Origin of the sequence: Rhodanobacter sp. LX-99, assembly GCF_018599185.1 — a bacterium.
GTDB lineage: Bacteria > Pseudomonadota > Gammaproteobacteria > Xanthomonadales > Rhodanobacteraceae > Rhodanobacter.
In genome coordinates, this window is record NZ_JAHFVL010000001.1 from 1,412,645 (window position 1) to 1,438,543 (window position 25,899).

At 66.5% G+C, this 25,899-nt stretch carries 21 protein-coding genes; 10 read left to right on the top strand and 11 right to left on the bottom strand.

Annotation, left to right across the window (positions count from 1 at the left end; translation table 11 throughout):
- Nucleotides 1-23 precede the first annotated feature (23 nt).
- The gene (locus KK131_RS06700; protein WP_214555897.1) at nt 24-1,664 is read left to right on the top strand and encodes a sulfotransferase; all 1,641 of its coding nucleotides are present in this window, start codon (nt 24-26) and stop codon (nt 1,662-1,664) included.
- 16 nt (nt 1,665-1,680) lie between these two features.
- Here the strand turns inward: KK131_RS06700 and KK131_RS06705 are convergent, their stop codons facing one another.
- From KK131_RS06705 to KK131_RS06715, 3 genes are all read right to left on the bottom strand, one after another.
- The gene (locus tag KK131_RS06705) at nt 1,681-3,510 is read right to left on the bottom strand and encodes a tetratricopeptide repeat-containing sulfotransferase family protein (RefSeq protein WP_214555898.1); all 1,830 of its coding nucleotides are present in this window, start codon (nt 3,508-3,510) and stop codon (nt 1,681-1,683) included.
- A 76-nt stretch (nt 3,511-3,586) separates the two neighbouring features.
- On the bottom strand, nt 3,587-6,565 hold the full coding sequence (locus KK131_RS06710; protein WP_214555899.1) for a TonB-dependent receptor plug domain-containing protein: 2,979 nt from the start codon (nt 6,563-6,565) through the stop codon (nt 3,587-3,589).
- A gap of 426 nt (nt 6,566-6,991) precedes the next feature.
- A complete protein-coding gene (locus KK131_RS06715; protein WP_214555900.1) occupies nt 6,992-7,783 on the bottom strand; it encodes an AMP nucleosidase in 792 nt (263 codons plus the stop codon).
- A 189-nt stretch (nt 7,784-7,972) separates the two neighbouring features.
- Between KK131_RS06715 and KK131_RS06720 the strand changes: the two genes are divergently transcribed.
- Together KK131_RS06720 and KK131_RS06725 are read left to right on the top strand one after the other, a co-directional pair.
- Nucleotides 7,973-8,917, top strand: a complete 945-nt coding sequence (locus KK131_RS06720) for a DegV family protein (RefSeq protein ID WP_214556671.1) — start codon at nt 7,973-7,975, stop codon at nt 8,915-8,917.
- Between the two features lie 13 nt (nt 8,918-8,930).
- Nucleotides 8,931-9,569, top strand: a complete 639-nt coding sequence (locus tag KK131_RS06725) for a DUF4124 domain-containing protein (RefSeq protein ID WP_214555901.1) — start codon at nt 8,931-8,933, stop codon at nt 9,567-9,569.
- A gap of 6 nt (nt 9,570-9,575) precedes the next feature.
- Here KK131_RS06725 and KK131_RS06730 read toward each other — a convergent pair whose 3' ends face one another.
- Nucleotides 9,576-10,358, bottom strand: a complete 783-nt coding sequence (locus KK131_RS06730) for an SDR family oxidoreductase (protein WP_214555902.1) — start codon at nt 10,356-10,358, stop codon at nt 9,576-9,578.
- Nucleotides 10,359-10,469: 111 nt separating this feature from the next.
- Here KK131_RS06730 and KK131_RS06735 point away from each other — a divergent pair, with 111 nt between their 5' ends.
- On the top strand, nt 10,470-10,679 hold the full coding sequence (locus KK131_RS06735; RefSeq protein WP_214555903.1) for a hypothetical protein: 210 nt from the start codon (nt 10,470-10,472) through the stop codon (nt 10,677-10,679).
- A 30-nt stretch (nt 10,680-10,709) separates the two neighbouring features.
- Here KK131_RS06735 and sppA read toward each other — a convergent pair whose 3' ends face one another.
- Both sppA and KK131_RS06745 read right to left on the bottom strand, forming a co-directional pair.
- Complete coding sequence (sppA, locus tag KK131_RS06740; RefSeq protein ID WP_214555904.1) at nt 10,710-12,590, bottom strand: signal peptide peptidase SppA; 1,881 nt, start codon at nt 12,588-12,590, stop codon at nt 10,710-10,712.
- 36 nt (nt 12,591-12,626) lie between these two features.
- A complete protein-coding gene (locus KK131_RS06745) occupies nt 12,627-14,012 on the bottom strand; it encodes an MATE family efflux transporter (RefSeq protein WP_214555905.1) in 1,386 nt (461 codons plus the stop codon).
- Between the two features lie 106 nt (nt 14,013-14,118).
- Here KK131_RS06745 and KK131_RS06750 point away from each other — a divergent pair, with 106 nt between their 5' ends.
- A complete protein-coding gene (locus KK131_RS06750) occupies nt 14,119-15,279 on the top strand; it encodes a DUF3667 domain-containing protein (protein WP_214555906.1) in 1,161 nt (386 codons plus the stop codon).
- Nucleotides 15,280-15,680: 401 nt separating this feature from the next.
- The gene (locus KK131_RS06755) at nt 15,681-17,855 is read left to right on the top strand and encodes a primosomal protein N' (RefSeq protein WP_214555907.1); all 2,175 of its coding nucleotides are present in this window, start codon (nt 15,681-15,683) and stop codon (nt 17,853-17,855) included.
- Nucleotides 17,856-17,861: 6 nt separating this feature from the next.
- On the opposite strand, the gene tatC is transcribed toward KK131_RS06755, so the two are convergent.
- From tatC to KK131_RS06775, 4 genes are all read right to left on the bottom strand, one after another.
- Nucleotides 17,862-18,620 carry a twin-arginine translocase subunit TatC gene (tatC, locus tag KK131_RS06760; RefSeq protein WP_214555908.1) on the bottom strand — a complete coding sequence of 253 codons (759 nt, stop codon included), beginning with the start codon at nt 18,618-18,620 and terminating at the stop codon, nt 17,862-17,864.
- On the bottom strand, nt 18,607-19,032 hold the full coding sequence (tatB, locus tag KK131_RS06765; RefSeq protein ID WP_214555909.1) for a Sec-independent protein translocase protein TatB: 426 nt from the start codon (nt 19,030-19,032) through the stop codon (nt 18,607-18,609). Before tatB ends, tatC begins: the two co-directional genes overlap by 14 nt.
- A 26-nt stretch (nt 19,033-19,058) precedes the next feature.
- Nucleotides 19,059-19,298, bottom strand: a complete 240-nt coding sequence (gene tatA / locus KK131_RS06770; RefSeq protein WP_214555910.1) for a twin-arginine translocase TatA/TatE family subunit — start codon at nt 19,296-19,298, stop codon at nt 19,059-19,061.
- A gap of 63 nt (nt 19,299-19,361) precedes the next feature.
- Entirely contained in the window at nt 19,362-20,051 is a 690-nt protein-coding gene (locus KK131_RS06775; RefSeq protein ID WP_214555911.1) for a lipid-binding SYLF domain-containing protein, read from the bottom strand.
- A 90-nt stretch (nt 20,052-20,141) separates the two neighbouring features.
- On the opposite strand from KK131_RS06775, the gene hemH reads away from it, so the two are divergent.
- Together hemH and KK131_RS06785 are read left to right on the top strand one after the other, a co-directional pair.
- Entirely contained in the window at nt 20,142-21,197 is a 1,056-nt protein-coding gene (gene hemH, locus KK131_RS06780) for a ferrochelatase (RefSeq protein WP_214555912.1), read from the top strand.
- The gene (locus KK131_RS06785; protein ID WP_214555913.1) at nt 21,194-22,039 is read left to right on the top strand and encodes an alpha/beta hydrolase; all 846 of its coding nucleotides are present in this window, start codon (nt 21,194-21,196) and stop codon (nt 22,037-22,039) included. Before hemH ends, KK131_RS06785 begins: the two co-directional genes overlap by 4 nt.
- 10 nt (nt 22,040-22,049) lie before the next feature.
- Here KK131_RS06785 and KK131_RS06790 read toward each other — a convergent pair whose 3' ends face one another.
- Nucleotides 22,050-23,774 (bottom strand): Zn-dependent hydrolase, encoded by a 1,725-nt coding sequence (locus KK131_RS06790; RefSeq protein ID WP_214555914.1) that lies wholly within the window; start codon nt 23,772-23,774, stop codon nt 22,050-22,052.
- 187 nt (nt 23,775-23,961) lie between these two features.
- Here KK131_RS06790 and KK131_RS06795 point away from each other — a divergent pair, with 187 nt between their 5' ends.
- On the top strand, nt 23,962-25,314 hold the full coding sequence (locus KK131_RS06795) for a TCR/Tet family MFS transporter (protein ID WP_214556672.1): 1,353 nt from the start codon (nt 23,962-23,964) through the stop codon (nt 25,312-25,314).
- The gene (locus tag KK131_RS06800) at nt 25,311-25,817 is read left to right on the top strand and encodes a DUF1993 domain-containing protein (RefSeq protein ID WP_214555915.1); all 507 of its coding nucleotides are present in this window, start codon (nt 25,311-25,313) and stop codon (nt 25,815-25,817) included. The genes KK131_RS06795 and KK131_RS06800 overlap by 4 nt, the downstream gene beginning before the upstream one ends.
- Nucleotides 25,818-25,899: the final 82 nt, after the last annotated feature.

The following is a 25,899-nucleotide window of genomic DNA, read 5'->3' on the forward strand; positions in this document are numbered from 1 at the left end:
GCGCATCGTAAGGTCGCTTTGCAATGAATCATTCTACCGAAAGCGCTTCCGGCCACCTCAGCCACGCTGACCTAGCCTTGGCCGCATACGATCGTCAATGCTCCGCCCACGCTCACGACGCGTTGACTGATGCTCTCACCGGTGCACCGGAGCCGGCGTGGCTGGAATGCGCCCGAACGCTGATTCTGCGTGGTGACGCCGAGGCGACGCTGGCCGTTCTGGACGCTGCATTGGCGCAGTTCCCCGCATCCAGCGAAGTACGGCTGGCGCTGGCTGGCATCGCGTTTCAACAGGGAGCAAGCGAACGCGCGGAATCACTGCTACGCAGCATACTCGATGATGACTCGGACTGCGTCGCAGCAACCTTCCAACTGGCGCGGCTGCTGAAGGAGCAAGGACGGATGCATGCCGTTGCGTCGGTGATTTGCGCCGGGTTCCGCCATGAGCGGCATGATGCCGAGCTGGTGATCCGTGGTGTCGAAATGCTCGACGACTGCGGCCGCAAGCGTGAAGCGGCAGCGTTATGCGAACGGGAAATCGCCGCGGGGTCCCGCGACACCCGCCTGCATGCCTATGCGGGCATGCTGCTGACCCAGCTAGGTCAGTTCGAGCTCGCCCGCACTCGACAGGAATATGTACTCGATCACGACCCAGCCGGACTGGAATGGCATGTCCCCCTGGGCCTCACCGGGCTGCAGCGCTACACGGACGGCAGTCATCCCGACTTCGCCCGATTACGCCAGTATCTTTTGCTACCCGATCTCAGCGAACAGGCGCGTGCCTCCGTGCTGTTCGGGCTGGGCAAGGCACACGATGACATTGGTGAGTACGCCTTGGCCAGCACCTACCTGCGCCAAGCAAATGCCATCGTCCACAACGTCAAGCGCTGGCCACGAAAACGCTGGCGGCGAAGCATCGGGGCAAGAATCGACCGCACCCTGCCGCCCCAAAAGCTTGCTGCATTCACGGACTGGACGCCTCTGTTCATTATCGGCCTGCCCCGCTCCGGCACTACCCTGCTGGCCGAACGACTGGCCCGACATCCCGATATCTGCCAGCGCGGCGAGCTGCCCTGGCTTCCCATACTGGCCGAACAGGTCGTCACAGGCGACGGTGGATATCGCGAGCGCCTTCAACGAGCAGCGACGACCTATGCAGCCCAACTGCGCCAGGATGATTCAGGCGCACACTGGATGCTCGATAAGCAGCCGCACAACTTCATGCATGTCGATTTGATCCTAGCGCTGTTTCCGAATGCCCGCTTCCTCTATTGCAAGCGCCATGCACGTGACAACGCGCTTTCATTGTGGATGCAGTCGTTTCAGGCTGGAACGCAGGATTATGCCTATGACTTCACCGACATCGGCGCTATTATCCAAGGCTCCCGCCGACTGATGAAACACTGGTTGACACGCTATCCTGATGCCATCCGCGCAGTCGAATACGAACACCTGGTCTCGGCGCCCGCAAGCGTGCTGCGCAGCGTAATGGACTGGCTTGAACTGCCGCCGCATGATCTGCTCTCCAGCGATACCGGTGGCAACTCCATCATCAGCACCGCAAGCCTGTGGCAGGCTCGACAACCGATCAACACGCGGTCGCTTCACCGGTGGGAAAATTACGCCGCGTACGTGCCCGAGTTGCTCCAGCTTCCGGACAACTGAGCGGGCCCTGCAGGCGTCAAACGGGCGCATCCACCGCATAGCCCCAGTGATCCAGCATGGGCTGCAGAATAGGCAGGACGGGCACCAGCGCCTCTCGATAGCGTACCCATCGGTCGAGCCCCTTGCGGTTCACCGGCACGATCACTTGAGTGTAACTTGGTGTGGCGATATACCCCTTGTCGCGCGCGCGCTGATCGAAGTTCAGCATCGCAGAGGCATCTTCAAGGCCTATGAACTCGGCGATCTTGCGGGTCTGCCCCACCGTATCGGCAACCAATTCCTCGTACCGCGAAACGAAGACGTTGGGCTTGAACACCTCGACATGATCAAGCCAGCATTCCATCGCGGCGACGTAGGCCTTGGCCAGCTGAGGCAGCGATTCACAAGCCATCGCCAGTACGGTCGAACGGAAGTTCTGCATGTAGTTGCTCAGCAACACGTCACATGGGTGACGCAGCGCCAATATGATTTTTGCCTCCGGAAAGAGACGATGAATCATTGGTAACCACAACATGTTGAGCGGATTCTTGTCCACCAGTTGTGTGTCCCATCGACGTGGAACCTTGGTACACACCATGCTTACGTAGGCTTTGCGCAGCTCGTCACAATTGCGCTGGTCGAGCTTGTACATGTCCCGTGGAAACTGGAATTCATGGTTGTCCAGTCGATCGGCAAGAACGTTGAAGAACGGCCGTTCGTCCATTGACTGCAGTTTTGGATGCGCATCCAGCATCTGTTCAAGCAAGGTTGTCCCGGAACGCGGGAACCCGACGATAAAGACGGGGGAGTGCGCTGCATCGGGAGCGCTGAGTGTCGGCCATGTGCGGTAGTCCTGTGCCGTCACCCGGCCTATCGCGGTCGGAATGATGGGCGCGTCCGGTGCGAAACGATCCGGCACAACCGCACGCATTTCCTCTGTCTGCAGTGCATGTGCCGACTCCAGCGCCTGAAGTGCTCCGGCGATATCACCGAGCTTGTCGCACACACCCGCCAGCATGAAGTAGTGAGTGTAGTCGTCGGTGGTGCGCGGCCCGGCGAGCTCAAGCATGCTTCTTGCGGCAGCGAGGGCGCCCCTGCGCGCCGCGAGCGAGGCACGCTGATGCGCGATTTCGAGGCGCACCATGTCCTCGGATGCATGCTGCCCGGCTTCGACCTCCCGCAACTTGGCTTCGGCCAGATCCAACTGGTTGACCCTTTCATAGACGCTCGCCAGCAGCAGTTGCGCCTGCAGGTGCAACGGCTCCCGCGCCAGCAGCTCCTCGAGTAACGCCTGCACCGAGTTGGCGTCGCCCAGCATCAGTTGCAGCATGGCCAGCTCGAACTGCTCCTCCGGCTCCAGGGACAACCAGCCACGCCATGGCTTGAGCAGTTCGTCCACCCGTTGATCATCCCTGCAGGCGGCGCAGGCACGCGCCGCATGGATCCGGACTGACGGAGCATCTGGCTCAATTGCAAACGCATCCAGCAAGGTGTCTCGCGCCTCGACGAAATGACGCTGTTGCAACTGCAGCATGCCCAGATTGAGCATCTGCTCGGTATTCTTTGGGTCCAACCGCAGTGAAGCACGGTACGTCTCTTCAGCCTCATCCAGGGCACCGGCATCTCGCAATGCGGTGGCATGGTTGCCCACATGCAGACTGTTTTCCGGAAACAGCCGTGCCAGCTCCGCATATACCGGCAGGGCTTCCTGGAATTTCTGCTGCTGTTGCAGACTCAGAGCCAGTAAGAAAAGCAGCTCTTCATCCCCCCCATGCCGTTCCAGCTGAGACCGGGCGAGCTGTTCCGCCTCGGCAAGTTGGCCGCTCTGGAACGCGGCGAGAATTCCCTGTTTCGCTTGTGTCGTCATGGCAGTCCTGAAAAAAAGAGCCGCGCGATGGTTCGCGCGGCTCTTCAACATACAACTTTTACAGGAAGTTACTCGATCAGAACTTGACCGTCACGCGAGCCCAGAAGTAGCGACCGATCAGGTCGAAGTCGCTCGGATCGGTGTTTGCGTTCAGCGTGTTGTTCGCATAGAGGAACGGCGGCTGCTTGTCGAACAGATTGTTCACACCGAAATCGACACGGGTGTTGAACGGCTCGATGTTGTAACCCACCGAAACGTCGTTGTAGATCGTAGCGCCGTACTTAAGCACCACGCCGGTTGCGTTGCAGTGATTACCTTGCGGCTTGCCCTCGTAGTAGCACACGCCACCCGGGAACGTATCCTGGCTCGGGCTCTTCGAACCGTTCTGGAAGCTGCCGATGTAACGCATGCGCCAGGACGCATCCCAGTTGCCCAGATTCCAGTTCAGGTAACCCTGCCCACGCCAGCGCGGGAACAGGCAGACGCCACCGCCACTGGGGCAGGCTGCAGCTTGCGCCGAGCCGAACGGCATGAAGTGGCCGGCATCATGATAGATCGCATTGGCATCGCTACCCGGCGCCGTCTGCTGATCCCAACGCGACAGGTAGGTTGCATCCAGACCGATCGTGAAGGTGCCGAAAGAGAACTGCGGCAGCTTGTAGCGCAGCGACATGTCCACGCCGCCCGCATCGGTACGGCCGAGGTTGCCGGTCGGCTCGATGATGTTGTCGATCTGCCCAGCGTTAACGTTGCCAGCCGGGAAACGCTTGATCAGCGGGCAGTACGTGGTTTCACCGGCGTAGCACAGGTTGAGCACCGTCTGCGCACCAATGGTGGTGATGGTGTCGTTCAGGTAGATCTTCCAGATGTCCACGCTGGCCGACAGGCCCGGGACGTAGCTCGGCGAGTAAACGATGCCCCAGTCGAAGGACTTGCCCTTCTCCGGCCCGATCGGGATGCCCGCGTACTGGGCACCGGCCGCCACGCCCTTGATCTGCTGACCCGCCGCCACATCGGAGTTGGTGAAGCTGCCGTCAGTGGGCACGCCCACGCAAGCGGGGTTGCCGGGGGTAGTAATGCCGTTGCAGGGGTCGTTGCTGAGCTTCGGCGCGTCGCTCGCCGCTGCACCGAACTTGTCGAGGACGGTCGGAGCGCGGAACACGTCCGACACGGTGGCACGCAACAGGAGGTCGTTGATCGGGCGATATTCCACCGCGAACTTCTTGCTGTTGTTGGTGCCGAACAGGTTGAACTTGGAATAACGGTCGCCGATCGTGACGTTCAAGTTCTGCACACCCGGCAGATCCTTCAGTATCGGCACGAACACTTCGGCGTAGACTTCCTTCGAGTTGTAGCCACCCTGCAGCGGCGAAGCGCACTGACTGCCCAGCGTGCAGTTCAAGGTTGTTGGATCAATCAACAGCAACGGGTCGACCGTGCTGTTGGTGTACTCCTTGCGATAGCCAGCGCCAGCCGCCAGTTGCACGGTACCGGCCGGCAGATCGAACAAGCCACCGTTGACGTCAATGGAGTAGACCTTCTCGATCCGGTGAGCGTTGCTGATCGCGGGAACGGCAGCGGCCTGCAAGGCAGCGACTGACTGCGGGTCAAACATGTTGAACGGATTGAACGGAACGCAGCCGGCAGCGCCCGAATCGCAGACCACCTTGCCAGTAGCAGGGTCGAGATGGGACGGCCCCAGATCGGCATTGATCTTGTCTGTGTTCGGCAGGCCACGGGTAATCAGATCCTGCGAGAAATGGCCATAGCTCATCCCGGCGTCCCAGTTCCAACTCTGGTCGAGGATGGTGAAGTCACCCTTCAGTCCGGCATGAACCTGATCGGTCGAGGTGCCATAGTTGGCGCTGCGGTTGCCGGCGGAAACCAGGCGCACGCGGAAATCGTTGCCGCCCGGTACGAAGTCTTGGCCAAACGGGTTGTAATAGCTGTCCTTCGAGATCATCGCGCCGTAGGCGGTGCCGTACAAGGCCGGCGCCAGCTGGAAGCCCGACGTCGTCTTGTTGTGATAGGCATCCATGTAGGCCGTCACGTGTTCACCCAGATTGTAGGTGCCGTTGACGAACAAGCTGGTGCGTTCCTGCGGGGTCTGGATCAGGTTGACGCTGGCGTAGTTGTATTTGTCGGCATTGGTGAAGCAGTGGTAATCGGTCGCCGGGTTCTGACCGCTAGCGCCGGCATTCGCCACACCGTACTTGCAGCCCAGGGTTGCCTGCAGAGCGGCCGGCAGCTGGACGCGACCGTGGGCGTTGAAGGTCGAACCACCGATGTAGCTGGCGATCGGGGTGCTCTTGGTGCCATAGAGCGACACCGCGTTCTCGGAGAACTTGCGACTGCTGGCGAGGATCGCATCCGACTTGTTGTAGTCGATGCCGGCAACGATGCTGCCCTTGTCCGAAGTCTGGCCGAACGTAAACGTGGCGCCACGCGAGGTGCCATCGTTGTGGTCGGACTCACCATAGTTCACCGAAACTTGGGCGCCCTGATAATCCTTCTTCAGGATGAAGTTGACCACGCCGCCGATCGCGTCGGAGCCATAGACCGAAGACGCGCCGTCGGTCAGCACCTCGACGCGCTCGATCATGTCCGCCGGGATCGAGTTCGGATCCTGATTGATGATGCGCTTGCCGTTGATCAGCAGCAGGGTGCGCTGGGAACCGAGGCCGCGCAAGCCGATCGAGCTGCCGCCGGTGCCGCCGCTGTTGTTGACCTGCGGGTTGATGTTGCCACCGGTCACCGCCGGCAGCTGCTGCACGATGTCGCCCAGCGTGAGCTTGCCGGTGGCCTTGATCTGCGCGGCATCAATGGTCACGACCGGGTTGGACGTTTCCAGGTCCACGCGGCGGATGTGCGAGCCGGTGACCACGACGGTCTGCAGTGTTTTTGCGTTTTCTTGGCCGGATTGATTGGTCGCATTCTGGCTGCCCGTATCTTGGTCTTGGGCAAACGCCGTGCCCGAAGCGCCTACCGCGATGACAGCACCCAGCGAAAGCGCCAGACGGACTGCCGAAGAAAGTTTCTTGACCCCAAGTTTCATGAAAGCACCCTCCCGATTAATTGACACCCTCCGATGGCTACTGCCTTGGACTGGAGATCCCTAGCCCAAAACCCCAACCTCGGCCTCCCCAAACCAATGAACCTCAGACTCACGGAATTCCCGGTCTGGTGTCGATACCGTAACAGGCAACAACGCAGTTTTAACACGCAGCATACCTGCCTGTCCCTATGACTGACCGCCACTGCCTGTCCCGGATACCGCGGCGCAGAGCCAATCCTGTCATTGAACTTGATGCAGCCGGCCCGCTCTGATGCGTACTTATTACGCCTCATTTACATACTGTCAACAAATTTTGTACTGTAAAAACTTGCGCTTGGGGATTGATTCAGTGTTTTGGCAGGCCGCTTCCAGACACCCGAAGGGAGACCCGGCCTCCAAAAAGCCGCTCCTGCCGCCGGATCGCGGCTATTCCACCTCTCCGTCCGCTTCGAAGCGCAGGTGTTTCACGCTGCGCCCGTTGCGGCGCACCAATTTGAGGGCCTCGACGCCGATCTTGATGTGCGCCTCGACGAACTGCGAGGTGATGTTGCGGTCGCTGGCCTCGGTCTTTACCCCTTCCGGGATCATGGGCTGGTCGGACACCAGCAGCAGCGCGCCGCAGGGGATCCGGTTGGCGAAGCCGGCGGCGAAGATGGTCGCTGTTTCCATGTCCACCGCCATGCAGCGGGTGCGCCGCAGGTAGTCCTTGAAGGTGTCGTCGTGTTCCCACACGCGGCGGTTGGTGGTGTACACCGTGCCGGTCCAGTAGTCGTGGCCGAGGTCGCGGATCATGGTGGAGACCGCGCGCTGCAGCTGGAACGCCGGCAGCGCCGGCACCTCCGGCGGCAGGTAGTCGTTGCTGGTGCCTTCGCCGCGGATCGCGGCGATCGGCAGCACCAGGTCGCCGAGCTGGTTCTTCTTCTTGACCCCGCCGCACTTGCCCAGGAACAGCGCGGCGCGCGGCTCGATCGCACCGAGCAGGTCCATCACGGTGGCCGCGTTCGGGCTGCCCATGCCGAAGTTGATCAGGGTGATGCCGTCGGCGGTGGCGTTCGGCATCGGCCGGTCGCGGCCCTGCACTTCCACTCCGTGCCACTGCGCGAACAGTTCCACGTAGTGGCCGAAGTTGGTCAGGAGGATGTGTTCGCCGAATTGTTCGAGTGGCGTGCCGGTATAGCGCGGCAGCCAGTTGGAGACGATTTCCTGCTTGTTCTTCATGATGGAGCGGTACCCGATTGCGTTACCCGCGACGCCACGCCGGCGAGATGCCAGATGAGGTCGCGCCATCTTAGGTGGCCGCCCCCGTGCCCGCCAGCTTCCGGCACCGCCGTGCGGCCAGCCGGCAAACACCGCCACCACGGCCCCATGCTATGTTTCGGCTGCCATTCATGACCGGGGGATCACATGATGCGGATGGGTCTGGCAATCGATGCGGCCTGCGATCTTTCGCAGGCGTTCCTGCAGAAGCACGACATTGCGGTGATGCCGATCACCGTGCGTGTGGACAGCGAAGTCTTCATGGACGACCGCAAGCCGGCCGAAATCCAGCGCTTCATCGATCGTCGCCTGGGCAGCCGCAGCCATTCGGCGGAAACCGAACCCTGCCCGGTGGAAGAGGTGCAGAAGCTGTTCCTGGAGAAGCTGGTGCTGGAACAGGACTGCGTGTTCTGCCTGACCATCACCGCCACCCGCAGCCCGATCAACGAACACGTCAACAAGGCCAGCTTCGGCATCCTGAAGAATTATCGCCAGGTGCGCGAGCAGGCCGGCGTGCCCGGCCCGTTCATGATGCGCGTGATCGACACGCGCAACATCTTCGCCGGGGCCGCGCCGGTGATCTATGAGGCGGCCCGGCTGATCGCCGCCGACGAGCCACCGGCCACGATCCGCGAACGGCTTACCCATCTCGCGAACCATACCTACGGCTACATGCTGCCGCGCGACCTGTACTACCTGCGCGCCCGCGCCAAGAAGAAGAACGACCGCAGCGTCGGCCTGGTCAGCGCGATGCTGGGCTCGGCGCTGGACATCAAGCCGATCCTGCGCTGCTTCCGCGGCGAGACCGGCCCGGTCGGCAAGGTGCGCGGCTTCGAGCAGGGCGCGGAAGCGCTGTTCGGCTACGCCGCGCAGCGGGTGCGTGCCGGCCTGCTGGTGCCGCTGGTGTGCGCCAGCTACGGCGGCGACCTCGCCGTGCTGTCGCACCTGCCCGGCTACGCCGGGTTGCGCCAGGCCTGCGAGGAGTGCGGCGTCGAGCTGATGGAGGCGCCGATGAGCATCACCGGCATGGTCAACGTGGGCGAAGGCGCGGTGACGATCGGCTTCGCCGCCGAGGAACACGTCGCCGAGTTCTGAGGATGCCCGCCGCATGCCGCACCCGAGCGCCCTGCTGCTCCTGCTCGCCGTGACCGGCACACCGGCCGCCGCCGGTACGGTATACAAGTGCAGCGGCACGGACGGCCGGGTGATCTACCAGGACACACCCTGCGCGAAGGCGCAGCGGCAGCAGACCCTGCAGTTGCCCGACGACACGACCGCGCCGTCGCCGCCGGCCAGCGCAGCCACCAGGCCCGACAAGCCGCCGCCCGTGGCGGCGCCCGCCCCGCCACCCACGCCGGGCGTGCCACTGGTCCAGCTGTACCAGTGCAGGCACGCCGTCGACGGCAGCCTCTACGTCAGCCGCAACGGCAGGCCGCCACCGTTCCGCGCACCGCTGGGCATGCTGAGCGCGTTGTCGACGCCGCTGGGCGAGGTCTACGGATCACCGAACCACGCCGGCATCTCGGCGCCGGAGGCGAACCGCGGCCGGGTCGGTGCCGGGCTGGTCGCCAACCATTACGTGTGGGTGCAGGACCAGTGCAGGCCGCTGAGCGTGTCGGAGATCTGCGGCGAGTTGCGCGACGAGCAGGAGCAGAACACGCGCAAGCTGCAGCATGCGTTCAAGAGCGATCGGCCGCCGCTGCAACGCCGCGACGACGAGCTGCAGGCGCAGTTGACCCACTGCTGAAACCGCTCAGAAACCGTAGCTCGTGAACCCGCCGTCCACCGCCAGCACCTGGCCGGTGATGTAGCTGGCCGCCGGCAGGCACAGGAACGCGATCGCGGCAGCCACTTCCTCCGGCTCGCCGATCCGCTTCAAGGGCGTGCGCTCGAGCACCTCGTCCAGGTAATCGGCGTCGGCCAGCGCGGGGTCGGTGCGCTGGGTGCGGATGTACCACGGCGCCACCGCGTTGACGCGGATGCCGTCCACTGCCCACTCCGCGGCGAGGTTGCGGGTGAGCTGGTGCAGCGCCGCCTTGCTCATGCCATAGGGCGAGCCGGTGCGCACGTGCGTCATCGCCGAGACCGAACCCACGTTGACGATCGCCGCGTTCGCGTGCTGCACGAGTTGCGGATGCGCCAGCCGGCACATCTCGAACGCGGAGAACAGGTTCTGTTCGAAGACCGCGCGGTATTCCTCTTCGCGATAGTCCAGCGTGGCCATGGGCTGGTTGCCGCCGGCGTTGTTGATCAGCAGCGATACCGGCGCGGCCAGGTCGGCGATCCAGTCGAACACCGCCAGGCGCTCCTCCGCCTCGGCCAGGTCCGCGCCGAACGCCAGCACTTCGACGTCGGCGAATTCGTCGGCCAGTTCCACCCGCACCTGCTCGAGGTAATCCTCGTCGCGCGCCACCAGCAGCAGGTCGGCGCCGAGGCTGGCCAGTTCACGCGCGGTGGCGTAGCCGATGCCCTTGCTGGCGCCGGTGATCAGGGCGGTGTGGCCTTGCAGTTGCCAGGCGTCGGGACGGCTGTTCATGGGCGCAGCTTAAAACGTCGTTCCGGCCGCGCCTAGTGATGCGCCCCGTGTCCTTGCCTGCGAACGTGCATGGCGGGACACTCGGCACTTCGACCACGCGCGAGAACCGCCATGAAGCCGCTGCCGCTCCTGCTCTGCGTCCTTGCCCTCGGCGCCTGCTCCGGCAAGCCGCCGGAGCCCCAGGCCAAGCCGGCGGCGGCCGACACCGCCACGCCGTTCGACGCGCTGAAGGCGGACGAGCAACGCGCCAAGGACGTGCAGAAGGTCGTCGACAAGCAGGCCGAGGAGCAGCGCAAGCAGATCGAGGCGCAGGAGCAGTAAGGTCCGCCTCCGCTCAGTGACTGACCCGCTTCAACGCGGGCTGCACAGGCAGTCCGCGTAGATGTTCGGCGTGCCGGCCTTCGCGTTGCGCAACAGCTGCAGTTCCGGCGCCAGCGCGGGCAGCTGGGCGAACCAGTTCGGCAGGCGCACGCCCCACGAGCGCAGCACGTGCATGCTGGCGTTCTGGTTGAGGCCGATCAGGAAACGCTCGAAGCCGCCCAGCGGCGCCTCCACGTAGCGCACCGGGTAGCCCTTGCCCAGCTTGGCCAGGCTGGCCGCATCGGCGACGGCGGCCTGCAGCCCGCCGAGCCGGTCGACCAGGCCGCGCTCGAGCGCCTGCTGACCGGTCCACACGCGGCCCTGCGCGACCGCGTCGACCGCGTCGTAGCTCTTGCCGCGTGCCTTCGCCACGTTGCCGACGAAGTCGCGGTAGCCCTTGTCGATGATCGCCTGGATCACCGTGCCGACCTTCGGATCGAGCGGACGGCTGATGTCGAACGCGCCGGCCATCGGCCCGGTGCCGACGCCGTCGCTGCGGATACCGAGCTTGGCCAGCGTGTTCGGCACCGTGTAGTACATGCCGAAGATGCCGATCGAACCGGTGATGGTGTTCGGCTCGGCGAAGATGCGATTCGCGTTCATCGCGATCCAGTAGCCGCCGCTGGCCGCCACGTCGCCCATCGACACCACCACCGGGATGCCCGCGCTGCGGGTCAGCTCGACCTCGCGACGGATCTGCTCGGCTGCGTACACCTCGCCGCCGGGCGAGTTGACCCGCAGCACCAGCGCCTTGGTCTTGCGGTCCTCGCGCGCGCTGCGGATCAGCGCCGCGGTGGATTCGCCGCCGATCGAACCGGCCGCGCGCTTGCCGCCGGCGATCTCGCCCTCGGCCACCACGATCGCCACGCCCGGCGCGAACAGGTCGCCGTCGCGCGGCACGCCGGCCGCGTAGCGGGCAAACTCGACCTGGCGGAAGCTGTGGCCTTTCCGGTCGGCCGGCACGCCTTCCTTGCGCATCATCGCGATCAGTTCGCTGCGGGTGGCCAGGCCGTCGACCAGGTGCTGGTTCAGCGCCAGCTGGGCCAGGTTGCCCTGGGTGCTGGCGATATGCTGCGGCAGGTCGTCGATGTCGTCGCGCAGTACCGCCGGGTCCAGCTTGCGCAGCTGCGCCACTTCGGCGAGGTAGCCGTCCCACAGGCCGCCCATCCAGTAGCTGTCGGCCTGTTTCGCCTCGGCCGAGGCGTGATCGAGGATGTACGGCTCGGCCGCACTCTTGAACTCGCCCACGCGGAACAGGTGCACGTCGACGCCAAGCTTGTCCAGCAGGTCCTTGTAGAACAGGCGGTAGTTGGCCAATCCGGTGATCAGCACGCCGCCCTGCGGATCGACCAGCAGGCGATCGGCATGCGCGGCCAGGTAGTACTGGCCCTGGTCCAGGTTCACCGCCCACGCGACCACCGGCTTGCCCGCCGCGCGGAAGCGGTCCAGCGCCGCGCCGACCTCGCGCAACGCGGCAAAGCCGCCGCCCTGCAGCTCGTCCGGCAGCAGCAGGATGCGGCTGATCCGCTTGTCCTTCGCCGCCGCGTCGATCGCGCCGACCAGGTCGCGCAGCTGCACCTGCTTCGGCTGCTCGCCGGACAGGCCGGCCAGCGCACGCTGCAGAGGATCGATGCTGTACTGCTCGACCAGCTGCCCCTGCGGCTTGATCACCAGCACGCTGTCGTTCTGCACCGCGCGCTCCATCCGGCTGCCGGCGATGCCTGCGGTCAGCAGCAACAGCAGCACGAACAGCACGCCGAAGAACACCAGGTTGATGATCACCAGCCGCAGCATGTTGATGCCGCGCCCGAGCGCGCGCAGAAAGGCCCAGAAACCGTTGCGGCGGGGCGGTGGCGGTGGTGGAAGCGTCATGTGGGTATCCGGAATCGTCGGGGCAAGCGTAGCCGGTCAGGCCGGCGCGGTCATTGGCATGTGACGGCGCCAGCGCTGTTTCCACGCGCTGCGCCAGAAGCGGGTGAACAGCATCACGGCAGCCACGGACAGGCCGGCGATCAGGCCGATCCACATCCCGCGTGCGCCCATGCCGTGATGGAAGGCCAGCCACCAGCCCACCGGCATGCCGATCATCCAGTACGCGAACAAGGTGATCGCCATCGGCACGCGGGTGTCCTTGAGCCCGCGCAGCGCGCCGTTGGCGGCCACCTGGATGCCGTCGGAGAACTGGAACAGCCCGGCCAGCATGATCAGTTGCGCGGCCAGCGCGATCACCTTCGGCTCGTGTGTGTACAGCGTGGCGATGAAGTGCGGCAGGCCCAGCATCAGGCCGGCCGAGAACAGCTGGGTGACCAGGGTCAGGCCGATCCCGCACAAGCCGGCGTAGCGCACGCCGCGCTCGTCGCCACGGCCCACCGCGTTGCCCACGCGCACGGTGATCGCCATCGCCAGGCCGAGCGGGATCATGAAGAACAGCGAGGCGATGTTGATCGCCACCTGGTGGCTGGCGATCACGTCCTCGCCCAGCGTGGCGATGATCAGCGCGGTGGCCACGAACAACCCGGCCTCGGCCAGCAGGGTCACCGCCATCGGCAGGCCGATGTGCACCAGCGTGCCGATCCGGCGCAGGTCCGGCCACTCGAAACGATCGAACAGGCCCAGCCCGTGGTAATTGCGCCGGAAGATCACATAGACGCCGAACGCCAGCATCTCCAGCCACAGCACGATCGCCGTGGCCACGCCGCAGCCGTGCGCGCCCTGCGGCGGAATGCCGAGCTTGCCGAACATCAGCACATAGCCCAGCGGCACCAGCAGCACCAGCCCGCCGAGGCTGAAGTACATCGACGGCCGGGTCAGCGACAGCCCTTCGGACAGGCCGCGCAGCGCGAAGTAGGTGGTCAGCGCCGGCGCACCCCAGCTGATCGCCAGCAGGAAGCGCTGCACGTCGTGGCGCAGGCTCGCCGTCACCCCGATCAACTCGATCAGCGGCTCCGCATGCCGCACCGCGAACCACAGCAGCACGCCCATGCCAAGCGCCAGCCACAGCGCCTGGCGGAATACCGCGCCGACCTCGTGGCGCCGGCCGGCGCCGTCGAGCTGGGCCACCGACGGCGGCACCGCCATCATCATGCCGATGCCGCTGACGATCGCCAGCGACCAGATGCTGGCGCCCACCGCCACCGCACCGAGCACGTGCGCGCTGACGTGCCCGGCCAGCACCGCGTCGATCACGTTGCTGCCGACCGCGGCCAACTGCGCGGCGATCAGCGGCAACGCGAGACGCACGGTGGCGCGCACCTCGTGGAACAAGTGAGCACGCTCGGGACGAAAGGGTTTCATGGGCACAGCAGACTCCAGGGCCGCACATTCTACCTGAGCCATTCGTCACGACCGCCGGGCCACCGTCCTGTGCGAAGATCCTCCGCTGCAGCGAACGGGAACCTCAATGAAGCAGCTGACCAGCTACGAAGGATTGCACTGCGCCAACTGCGGCGCCGCGATGCGGGGCGAGTTCTGCCACGAATGCGGGCAATCGATCCACAGCGTGCTGAAGCCGATGCACCACATGCTCGAGGAAACCGTCGAGACGGTGCTGCACATCGACGGCCGCATCGTGCACACGCTGCCGCCGCTGCTGCTCAAACCCGGCTTCCTCACCCTGGAATACTTCGCCGGCCGGCGGGTGCGCTACATCGCGCCGTTCCGGCTGATGTTCGTGCTGTGCCTGCTGTCGTTCTTCGTGGTTCACCTGGCGATCGACCAGATATCCGCCAAGGTGGCGGCGCGCCAGGGCCCCACGGTGACCGTGACCGGCGAGGCCTTCAGCGATGCCGACACCCCGAAGGAAGTGCGCAAGGTACTGAAGAGTCAGCTCAAGACCCTGCCGCACATCGCCGCGTATGGCGTGCTGCCGCAACAGCAGCTCCAACTGGCTGCCGAGAACATGCAGCAACAGGCGAACAAGCGCCTGATCGAACTTGGCGCCGCCCCGATACCGGCCGCCTCCGTCGCCGCGAATCTCGAGGTCGCCGTCCGGGCCAGCGAGGCTCCGGACCACGAGCCCCAGCCGGTCCACATCAGCTGGCTGCCGGAGGCGGCCAACGCCAGGCTGACCCGGCTGGGCCAGCAGATCCAACACAACTGGCGGGCGTTCAAGGACGGCGACCCGTCCACCCGCGCCGAAGCAAAACAGCGGATGATCAATGGCGTGTTCGGCGCACTGCCGGCCACCATGTTCGTGCTGATTCCGGTCTTCGCCGGCCTGCTCAAGCTGTTCTACGTATTCCGCCGGCGGCTGTACATGGAACACCTGACCGTGGCCCTGCACAGTCACGCCTTCATGTTCCTCGGCGTGATGCTGATCACCGTGACCGGCATGCTGTCGACCTGGCTACGGCCTCATGCCGCCTGGGCCGGCTACGCACTGGGCTGGATACAGGCCGTGCTCATGCTGTGGATCCCGACCTACCTGCTGATCATGCAGAAGCGGATCTACCACCAGGGTTGGCCGATGACCCTGTTGAAATTCTGGTTCATCGGCTGGTGTTACTTCTGGCTGCTGATGCTCGCGCTGACGGTCGCAGCGGCCTTGGGCTTGGCCCACTGAGGCCGCTTTCCGGCCGGCGGCGCGGCGGGTTTTGCACAGCGTCATGAGCCTGTCAAGGCGACCGGTACCCGCTTGTCAATTGTGTGAACTGCGGCTGGACGCCATTTGCAGGCTATTGAAGAAAAAGGCTTTTTTTACGTGACCAAAACCTCGTCAGGCTGTCCTGAAAGGCGCCACGACGCGCTTTGAGGCACCCCCTCCCCGCTGCATCCACAGACTTATCCACAGCTGTTGTGGATAAGCGCAAAAACCTCCCGGGGATAGCTACTTACCCGCGACTCCTCGATAGCCGGGCAGCAAGTTCGCGCAACTCGCCCGACGTGATTCACCTGCCACCGCAGCCATCGAAACGTGAGGCCTCGTATACGCCCCAGTTACACTGGCCCGCCACGAGGTAGTCCATGCCCGCCGTCCTTCGCGTCGCCCTGCCGGTACCCCTGCCAACCCTGTTCGACTATCTGCCGCCCGAGGCGGGCGAGGCTTGCGTGGGCAGTCGCGTACTGGTGCCGTTCGGCCGCCACAAACTGGTCGGCGTGGTGGTGGCCATCGGCGCCGAGGCGGCGGTCGGCAGCAGCCGGCTGAAGCAGGTGCTGCGCTTGCTCGACGACGACGCGCTGCTCGATGCCGAACTGATGCAGACGCTGGCCTGGGCCGCCGATTACTGGCTCGGCGCGCCGGGCGAGGCCTACGCCAATGCCTTGCCGCTGGCCCTGCGCGAGGCGAAGCCGCTGCCGCCGATCGGCGACGAATACTGGTCGCTCACCGGCGCCGGCCGCAGCGCGCACGATGCCGGCAGCCGCCGTGGCGGCAGCAAGGCCTTGCTGGCCCTGCTGGCTGCCGGCGGATTAAGCGCACAGGAGCTGAGCGAACGCCAGCCCGGCTGGCGCGAAGCGGCGCGCCGGCTGGCCGCGGCCTGCCTGCTCGAACGCAGCGAACGGCCGCCGCTCGATCGTCCGCTGCCACCCTCGCTGGCGCCGCAACTCAGCGACGAACAGCAGCAGGCGGTGGCCGCGGTCGGCGCCAGCCTCGGCCAGTACCAGCCGTTCCTGCTCGACGGCGTCACCGGCAGCGGCAAGACCGAGGTCTACCTGGCGCTGATCGAACAGGTGCTGGCACAGGGCAAGCAGGCACTGCTGCTGGTACCGGAGATCGGCCTCGCCCCGCAGACCGTGCGGCGCCTGCGCGAGCGGCTCGGCGTGATCGTCGAGGTGCTGCACTCGAACCTGTCCGAAGGCGATCGCGCGCGCGCCTGGTTGCGCGCTCGCGCCGGCAGCGCACGGGTGATCCTGGGCACCCGCTCGGCGGTGTTCACGCCGCTGCCGCAAGCTGGCCTGATCATCGTCGACGAGGAACACGACAGCGCCTACAAGCAGCAGGAAGGCTTCCGCTACCACGCCCGCGACCTGGCCCTGGTGCGCGCCCGCGCGCTCGGCGTGCCGGTGCTGCTGGGCTCGGGCACGCCGTCGCTGGAATCGCTGGCGAATGCCGAGGCCGGCCGCTACCGCACCCTGCACCTGCGCGCGCGCCCTGGCGCGATCCGGCCGCCGCAGGTGCAGATCATCGACATGCGCGCGCAGCGGCTGGAGCACGGCATGTCGCCGGCGCTGCTCGGCGCCGTGGCCGAGACGGTGGCGCGCGGCGAACAGGCGCTGGTATTCCGCAACCGCCGCGGCTACGCGCCGGTGCTGTTGTGCCACGCCTGCGGCTGGCACGCCGGCTGTCCGCGCTGCGACCGGCCGCTGACCCTGCACGCGGGCCGGCGCCAGCTGATCTGCCACCATTGCGACTATCGCCAGCGCCTGCCCGCCGTCTGCCCGACCTGCGGCGCCGGCGACCTGAAGCCGCAGGGCCAGGGCACCGAGCGGCTGGAGGAAGCGCTGGTCGCGCAGTTCCCGCAGGTGCCGGTGCTGCGCGTCGATCGCGAGACCACCCGCCGCCGCGACGCGTTCGAGCAATTGCTGGCCACGCTCAAGGACGACCAGCCGGCGATCCTGGTCGGCACCCAGATGCTGGCCAAGGGCCACGACCTGCCGAACCTCACCCTGGTCGCGATCGTGGGCGTGGACGAAGGCCTGCACAGCATCGACTTCCGCGCCGGCGAGCGGCTGGCGCAGCTGGTGGTGCAGGTGGCCGGTCGCGCCGGGCGCGCGCGCAAGCCCGGTCGCGTGGTGCTGCAGACGCACCAGCCGGAACACCCGCTGCTGCGCAGCCTGCTGGCGCAGGGCTACGCCGCCGCGGCGCGCGAGCTGCTGGCCGAGCGCCGGCTGATCCAGCTGCCGCCGTACAGCCACCAAGTGCTGTTGCGTGCCGAGGCGCCGCAGCGCGAGCAGGTCGATGCGTTCCTCGCCGCGGCGCGCGCCGCGCTGCCGGTCAACGCGCAGTTGCAGATCGCCGGGCCGATGCCCGCGCCGATGCCGCTGCGCGCAGGCCGGCATCGCGGCCAGCTGCTGCTGGAAGCCAGCAGCCGTCGCACGCTGCACGGCATGCTGCGCTCATGGCAGCTGGCGCTGATCGCGCTGCCGTCGGTGCGCAAGGTGCGCTGGTCGCTGGACGTCGATCCGATCGACCTGTATTGAGCGTGCTCAGTTCGCGTCCGGTTTCAGCGAACCCGGCTTCACCAGCCAGCGCACCGCCAGCACGCCCAGCTCGTAGAGCAGGCACATCGGCACCGCCAGCATGATCATCGAGGTGATGTCGGGCGGGGTGATGAAGGCGGCGATCGCGAACGCGCCGACGATGGCGTAGCGCCGGCTGCTGCGCAGCTTGTCCACGTCGACGATGCCCATCGCGGCGAGGATCACCACCGCCACCGGCACCTCGAAGCACAGCCCGAACGCGAAGAACATCAGCGTCACGAAATCGAGGTAGTGGGTGATGTCGGTCATCATCTCCACCCCCTGCGGCGTGATCGCGGTGAGGAAGCGGAACGCCGCCGGCAGCACCAGGAAATACGCGAACGCGCAGCCGATGTAGAACAGCACCAGCGCCGCGGCGAGCAGCGGGCGGGCGAGGCGTTTCTCGTGCTTGTACAGGCCGGGACTGACGAACGCCCACAGCTGGTACAGGATCATCGGCATGCTGATGAACAGCGCCGCGTAGAACGCCAGCTTCAGCGGGGTGACGAACGGGCTGGCGACCTCGGTGGCGATCAGGTGCGCGCCCTCGGGCAGCCGCGCCACCAGCGGCGCGGCCAGTTCCGTGTACAGGCGGTTGGCGAACGGCACCAGCGCCAGCAACACCACCAGCACGGTGGCGCTGGCCTTGAGCAGGCGCGTGCGCAGTTCCAGCAGGTGCGAGAACAGCCCCTGCTGCAGGTCGATCCCGGGATCAGGCGTGGCCATGCGGCGGTTCCTTCGGTGCCGTCGTGGCCGGGCCGCCCATGCCGGCGAACAGGTCGCCGGTGGCGTTATCCGGCTCGTCCGCGGCCGTGGCTTCGGTGGCGGGCGCCACCTCGCCCGCCACCGCTTCATCGCGCGCGGGCGCGGCGTTCCGCATGTCGCGCACCTGCTGCAGCGTGGCGTCCAGTTCCGTCTGCGCCGCCTCCGCCCGCGCCGCGACCTCGCGGGCGTTGCGCTTGATTTCCTCGATCTGCAATTCGCGCTCCACCTCGGCGCGCACGTCGTCCCAGCCGCTGCGCATGCGCCGCAGCAGGGCGCCGGCGGTACGCGCCACGCCCGGCAGTTTCTCCGGGCCGAGCACGATCAGCGCGATGAGCGCGAGCAGAACCAGCTTGCCGAAGCTGATCTCGATCATCGCCGCAACCCGCCCGTCGCCGCGGCTTACTTCGAGTCGCTGGAGTCGCGCTGACTCTGCGTCGCCTTGTCAGCAGGACTAGCCGGCGGATCGGCGCGCAGCCGGTCGGCTTCTTCCTTGCGCTTGGCCTCGTCCTCGTCGCCGCTGAGGCCTTTCTTGAAATCGCGCATGGCATTGCCCAGGTCGGAGCCGATGTTGCGCAGCTTGCCGGTGCCGAAGATCACCACCACCACGACCAGCAGGATTACCAGATGCCAGATGCTCATGTATTACCTCGAAAACGGATGGAGCCGGAAACCCATCGCGCAGCGCGCGCCGGCCTTTCCGTATCAGCGTGAAGTGTACTCTTCGAGCCGGTCGCGAAAGTCGACCACGGGCGCCGGCACGTTGCTGACGCCGCCCTCGAAGATGCGCCGCGGCGTGATGCCCGCGCCATACACCGCCGCGTTCGCATCATAGTCGATACGCAGCGCCGAACCGTCCAGCGCCACCCCGGCGAACAGGCCGCGGGTGCGCGAGTAGGAATAGATCTCGGCCTTCAACTGCGCGTCGGTGGCGGCGGTGGCGGTACGCCCGACCGGGCCGGCCGCGGCCGACGCGTCGGCGCCGAGGGTGAACTTGCCGTTGACGATCGAGTCCACGCCGCGCTGGGTGCGGAACACCAGGATCACGTCGGTCGACGACACGCCGGCCTGGAAACCCACGCTGCCGCCGGTCATGGTGATGAAGCTGGGATTGGACCAGGTGCCGTCGGCGCCTTTCACCGAGATCAGGCCTTCGCCGCGGCGGCCGCCGAAGATGAAGCCGGCCTTGATCATGTCCGGGATCACCGCGATCGCCCTGGCGTTCTGCAGCAAATCCTTCGGGATCGCCTTGTCCGGCGCCTGCATGATGTCGTTCATCACGCGCACGGCGTTGGTGGCGCGTACCAGCGGCGGATCCTCGGCGTGTGCGGCCATCGCCGGCAACAGCAGGGCCAGGCCGGTCAGCAGCAGACGTTGCACGGATGTCTTCAACATGGGCAGCTCCACACGGGTTCGGGGAAGGGCGCGGCGCAGTACGCCGGGCTTGTGGCAGACTCCACGGCTGATATGGCCACGACTGTCACGATGCCACACAGCAGCAACTATACCGGCGTTGCCGACCATTCCGACGCGCCGTCCGTTCAGTCCGTTCAGGCAGCCGTGCTGCTGGTCAACCTGGGTACGCCGACCGCCCCCACCGCCGGCGCCGTGCGGCCGTATCTGGCTGAATTCCTGGGCGATTCGCGGGTGATCGACTACCCGCGCTGGCTGTGGTGGCTGATCCTGCACGGAGTGATCCTGCGCGTGCGGCCGCGACGCTCGGCGCATGCCTACGCACGGATCTGGAACGAACGCGGCTCGCCGCTGCGCTACGGCAGCGAGGCACTGGCGGCCGGCCTGCAGGCCGAGCTGGGCCGGCAGCGGCCCGGCACGCTACGGGTGGCGCTGGCGATGCGCTACGGCGAACCGTCGGTGGCGCATGCGATCGGGCAGCTGCAGCGCGAAGGCGTGCGCCGGCTGCTGGTGTTGCCGCTGTATCCGCAGTATTCGGCCACCTCCACCGGCTCGGTGATCGACGCGGTCGCCGACGCCTTCAAGGCGCTGCGCTGGCCGCCGGAGCTGCGCATCGTCAACGACTACCACGACGACCCCGGCCACATCGACGCGCTGGCGACCGGCATCGAGCGCTGGTGGACGGCGAACGGCCGCGGCGAAAAACTGCTGCTGTCGTTCCACGGCATTCCCGAGCGTTACGTGCGGCTCGGCGATCCCTACGCGGAACAATGCCGACGCACCGCGAAGCTGCTGCGCGAACGGCTGCGATTGGGCGAGGGCGAGATGATCGTCAGCTTCCAGTCGCGGGTGGGCCGCGAGCGCTGGCTGCACCCGTACACCGACGCCACCGTGCGCCAGCTGGCCGCCGATGGCGTGCGCAAACTCGACGTCGCCTGCCCCGGCTTCGCGGTGGACTGCCTGGAGACGCTGGAGGAAATCGCGATGCAGAACCGCGACTTCTTCACCGCCGCCGGCGGCGAGTCGCTGCGCTACATCCCCGCGCTGAACGACAGCGCCGAACAGGTGGACAGCCTCGCCGCGCTGGTGCGCCGGCACCTGGGCGGCTGGCCGGAAGCCGCGGCGTGACGACACCCGTCGAGTGCCGCATCGCGCTGCCGCACCTGGAACTGGCCGCGCAGGTCTGGGGCGACGAAACACTGCCGCCGCTGGTGGCTTTGCACGGCTGGCTCGACAATGCCGGCAGCTTCGCCCGGCTGGCGCCGCGGCTGGCTGCACGCTACCGGGTGATCGCACTGGACCTGCCCGGTCACGGCCACTCCGGTCATCTGGCCGTCGGCGCCAGCTATCACTATCTCGACTACGTGCAGGCCGTGCTGGCCGCGGCCGACGCGCTGCGGCTGGATCGCTACAGCCTGCTCGGCCACTCGCTGGGCGCAGGCATCGCCGCACTGGTCGCCGCCGCCGCGCCCGAGCGGATCGAACGGCTGCTGCTGATCGAAGGCCTTGGCCCGCTCGGCGACGACGGCTCGCACACGCTGCAGCGCTTCCGCGATGCGCTGGCGCCGCGTGGCGACAACGGCAAGCCGTTGCGGATATTCCGCGACGTCGCCCAGGCGGTCGCCGCACGCAGCATGGCCAGCGGCCTGCCCGCCGAACTGGCGCGGCCGATCGTCGAGCGCGGCCTGGTCGAAACCGATGGCGGCTGGCGCTGGCGCAGCGACCCGCGGCTGACCCGCCCCAGCGCCGTGCGCCTGGCCGAAACGCAGGTGCACGCGCTGCTGCGCGGCATCGCCGCGCCCACCGCCCTGCTGCTGGCGCAACCGGCCACCTCTTACCTGCCCGGCGCACCGATGCAGGCGCGCGCCGGGTGCGTGGCGAACATCGCCGTCAGCCATCTCGGCGGCGGCCATCACCTGCACCTGGAACACCCGGCCGACGTCGCCGCGTGGATCGACGCGGCGACGTGACGCAAGCGCCTCAGGGCTTCTTCAACCCCAGCACGTCGAGCCCCTGCTCGAAGCGGATGTCGACCGGGATATGCGCCTGGTCGAGCCGCTTCAGGTCGCCGGCCAGTTCGGCGTCGACCGCGCCCATCTGGTCGGTGAGCTGCTTGGCGGCTTCGTAGTCGCCGTCGCCCTGGATGGTCAGCAGCTTGGCCGACAGCGCGTTCATCGCCGCGGTCATCTTGTCGAAGTCGACGCGGTAGCGGCCGGTGTTTTCGTCGCGGCTGAACGCGCCCTGCTGCTTGAAGAAGTTGAAGCGCACCATGTTCGCCTTGGCGTGCGCGTCGCTGGCGCCGAAGCGCACCGAGCGCAGGATGCCGGCGAGGAAGGTGACGTAGTTGTCCATCAGCTTCGACTTGTCCAGCTCGCCTTTCTCGGCCAGCTTGCCGACCATGTACAGGCCGAGGATGTCGGCCTTGCCTTCCTCGAAGCTGGAGGCCTGGTCCTTCAGCGCCTTGCGCACGGTGCCCTTGCCGTCCAGCGTGTTCTTGATGCCCAGCCCGTGCGCCACTTCGTGGAACATGGTGTTCTGGAAGAACGCGTCGAAGCTGAGGTTGCCCTGCTGGTCCTCGGCGATCAGCTCCTTCGCGATCGGCAGCATGATCCGGTCGAACTTCGCCTGCATCACGTTTTCCAGCTGCAGCCGGCGCGTGCCCTTCTTCAGCTGCACCTGCTCGTCGTTGGGCAGGTTGATCGCGATGGTCTTGGCGCCGACATTGGCGTCGCCGCCGTAGTAGATCGCGAAGTAGGCGTTGAGGTCGGCATCGGAGCCGGGCTTTTCCGCCTTGTACTTGTCGGCCACCGGCAGGCCGCGCTGCAGCTCGGGCAGGTATTTGGCGAAGCGCGCAAGCTTCGCGCTCCAGGCCTGGTCCTTGATCAGCACGTACGATTCGTAGCTGGCCTTGTAGCCGTACAGCTGGTCTTCGTAGGTCTCGATCGGGCCGATCACGATGTCGACCGGGTTCTTCTTCATGTCCATCCAGGCGAAATCGCTGGCCTGGTAGTCGTCGCTCAGCAGCGCGTCCGCGCGCAGCGTGAGGTACTTCCTGAAGCCTGGATCCTTCGCCAGTTTCGCCGCCTGGTGCAGCAGGCCGGCGGCCCTCTCCAGCTCGGCCTTGTACGCTTCGTGGTACGGCACGCTGATCAACTGGCCCTGTGCGTCGCGGCGCAGCAGGGTGTACAGCGCGGTCTTGTCCTTCAGCGTGGATTTCTCGAACTCGGCCTTGCCCATGTCGGCCGGGTAGAACTGCGCGCCGGCCGGGCGCGGACCGATGCCGTCGACGAACGGGCGGTCGTTGTCCAGCCGGTTCCACGGGCCGTAGTTGATCTCGGCGAATTCGCGCACGGCCGGGTCGCTGATCTTCTGCAGCAGGGCATCCCGGTCGCCCCACGCCTGCTGCCAGTACAGCGCGTTCATGCTGTCGGCCGCCTCGACCAGCAGCGCGATCATCTTCTTCTGCCTCGCGTCGAACTTCGACAGGTCGGCGCTGAGCTTCACCGTGGCGTAGTCGGCCAGGTGCTTCCGCACCGCCGCGCTGGCGCTGGCGTCGGTCGACGCCGCCGGCGCCACGGCCGCGCTGCCGGTGGGCGCCGGGGCAAGTTCCTCCTTCGACACCGGTGCCGTGGCGGGAGCGTCGTGGCTGGAGGAGCAGGCGGCCAGCGCCAGCAGCAGGCATACGGGAAGCAGACGTCGGACCATGGCAATTCCTTGACGAGGGGATTGCCCATGGTATCGCGCCATGCAACACGCCGGCGCCCCGCGCAGCGGGTCGTGTGCGGCACGTCGCCATGCCGCGGCGCCGGCGGCCGCGCCATGCCTGACCAGATGCACATGCCGCACCGTCGTCGTTCGGCTATCGTGCCTCACCCATCGCTTCGCCATGCCCATGGACCCGTCGTCGACTCCCGCCGCACCACGCCACCGTGCCGCGCTGGCCTTCATCTATGTCACCGTGCTGCTGGACATGCTGGCGTTCGGCATCATCATCCCGGTGCTGCCGCACCTGATCGAGCAGCTGGCCGGCGGCGGCATCGCGAAGGCGGCGTGGTGGGTAGGCATCTTCAGTACGGTGTTCGCGATCGTGCAGTTCGTGTTCTCGCCGGTGCAGGGCGCGCTGTCGGACCGCTATGGCCGGCGCCCGGTGATCCTGATCTCCAACCTGGGCCTGGCGGTGGACTTCGTGGTGCTGGCGCTGGCGCCCACGCTGTGGCTGCTGTTCGTGGCGCGCATCCTGCTCGGCATGACCGCGGCCAGCTTCAGCACCGCCAATGCCTATATCGCCGACATCACCCCGAAGGAGAAGCGCGCCGCCGCGTTCGGCATCCTCGGCAGTGCGTTCGGCCTCGGCTTCATCATCGGGCCCGGCCTCGGCGGTTTCCTCGGCGGCATCGCGCTGCGGCTGCCGTTCTGGGTGGCCGCCGGCCTGGCGCTGTGCAACTTCCTGTACGGCTGTTTCATCCTGCCCGAGTCGCTGCCGAAGGAACGCCGCACCAGCCGGCTCGAACTGCACAGCGCACATCCGTTCGGCTCGCTGAAGCTGCTGCGCCGCTACCCGCAGGTGCTCGGCCTGGCGGTGGTGCTGTTCCTGGTCTACCTGGCGCACTACGTACTGCAGACGGTATTCGTGCTGTACGCGGATTACCGCTACCACTGGGGCCCGCAGGCGGTCGGCTACGTGCTGATGCTGGTCGGCGCCTGCGACGGTTTCGTGCAGGCGGTGCTCACCGGCAAGCTGGCGCCGCGCTTCGGCGAGCGTCGCGTGCTGCTGGCCGGCATGCTGTTCGGCGTCGGCGCGTTCCTGGTGATGGGCGTCGCCGACGTCGGCTGGGCGTTCCTGTTCGGCATCCCGCTGCTGGCGCTGTGGGGGCTGGCGATGCCGCCGATCCAGTCGATCATGACGCAGCAGGTCGACCCGTCCGAGCAAGGCCGGCTGCAGGGTGCGATCGGCAGCCTCGGCAGTTTCGCCGGCATCTTCGGCCCGTACCTGTTCGCCCAGGTCTTCGCCCTGTCGATCGCGCCGTCTTCGCCCATCCACCTGCCCGGTGTAGCCTTCGTGCTTTCCGCGGCGTTGATGCTGGTCGGCATGCTGATCGCGGCCCGGGTCACCCGCAACCTGCCGGCCACCGCCCGGCCCCAGCCCATCGAGGCCGGCCCCGCCGTGTTCCCCGGCGACCTGCCCCCGCTCGCCACCGCCCATCGATCCGAACCCCTTCATCCACCACAGGAAGATCACCCATGACCATCTCGATGTACCAGGTCGCCGTTCCCGTTTTCGTCCGCGCGCTGGGCAACCTCGCCCACGTGCTGAAAAAGGGCGAGGAACATGCAAAGTCGAAGAACGTCAGCGACGAAGTGCTGCTGCAGACCCGGCTGATCCCCGACATGCTGCCGCTGATCAAGCAGATCCAGATCGCCTGCGACATGGCCACCCGCGGCACCGCCCGCCTGGCCGGCGTGGAGCCGCAGAGCTTCGAGGACAACGAGACCACGCTGGAGCAGGCCTACAGCCGCATCGAGCGCTCGATCGAGTACATCAAGAGCTTCAAGCCGGAGCAGATCGACGGCAGCGAAACCCGCGCGATCCACCTGAAGATGCGCAACGGCGAAATGAACTTCGAAGGCCAGGCCTACCTGCTGCACTTCACCCTGCCGAACCTGTTCTTCCACTGCACCACCGCCTACGACATCCTGCGCGAGGCCGGCACCGACATCGGCAAGTCCGACTTCATCGGCCAGGCCTGAAAAACCCCCGGCACGGCAACGGCCCGGAAGGGCCGTTGCCGTCAAATGGCCAAAGTGTGATGCACACCACACTTCACCATTG